The 772-nt window shown below is 42.4% G+C and carries 2 protein-coding genes; both read left to right on the top strand.

Going from position 1 to position 772, the window contains the following annotated elements; all coding sequences use genetic code 11:
- A partial coding sequence (locus tag NJ376_RS28545) for a ribonuclease H family protein (protein ID WP_252956723.1) occupies nucleotides 1–384 on the top strand: 384 nt, incomplete at its 5' end.
- Nucleotides 385–522: 138 nt separating this feature from the next.
- A partial coding sequence (locus tag NJ376_RS28540) for a hypothetical protein (RefSeq protein ID WP_252956722.1) occupies nucleotides 523–772 on the top strand: 250 nt, incomplete at its 3' end.

Genomic DNA, 772 nt, shown 5'->3' with positions numbered 1-772 from the left:
GAGCTGATGAACGACTATGATTGTGAAATCCGTTACCATCCGGGAAAGGCAAACGTAGTTGCTGATGCCTTGAGCCGGAAGGTAAGAGTCAAACCTCTTCGAGTTCGAGCATTGAACTTAATGATTCGTACAAATCTGACTTCTCAGATTAGAGATGCTCAACTTGAAGCACTGAAAGAAGAAAACCTAAAGGCAGAAGCCCTGAGAGGTTTAAACCAACAGTTTACAGAAAAGACAGACCAGACCCGTTATTTCGCTGATCGAATTTGGGTACCAAACTATGGAGGTCTGAGGAAACTGGTTATGGATGAAGCGCACAAGACAAGATATTCTATTCATCCAGGATCCAGTAAAATGTATCATGATCTGAAATTGATATACTAGTGGCCGAACATGAAGGCAGACATCGCTACTTATGTCGGTAAGTGTTTAACATGTTCTAAAGTCAAGGCAGAGAATCAAAAGCCATCCGGGTTATTGCAACAACCAGAAATTCCCGAATGGAAGTGGGAACGAATAACCATGGACTTCATTACCAAACTGCCAAAGACATTGAACGGTTACGACACCATTTGGGTAGTAGTAGATCGTCTGACAAAATCTGCACACTTCTTACCCATCAAGGAGACAGATAAAATGGAGAAATTAGCACAAGTTTATCTGAAAGAAATTGTCTCCCTACATGGAGTACCCATCTCAATCATTTCCGACCGTGATAGTAGATTTACGTCCAGGTTCTGGCAAACATTACAGCAAGCCTTGGGAACTCGCC

Origin of the sequence: Siccirubricoccus soli, assembly GCF_024178315.1 — a bacterium.
Lineage (GTDB): Bacteria > Pseudomonadota > Alphaproteobacteria > Acetobacterales > Acetobacteraceae > Siccirubricoccus > Siccirubricoccus soli.
This window is presented reverse-complemented; position numbering and strand designations above follow the sequence as displayed.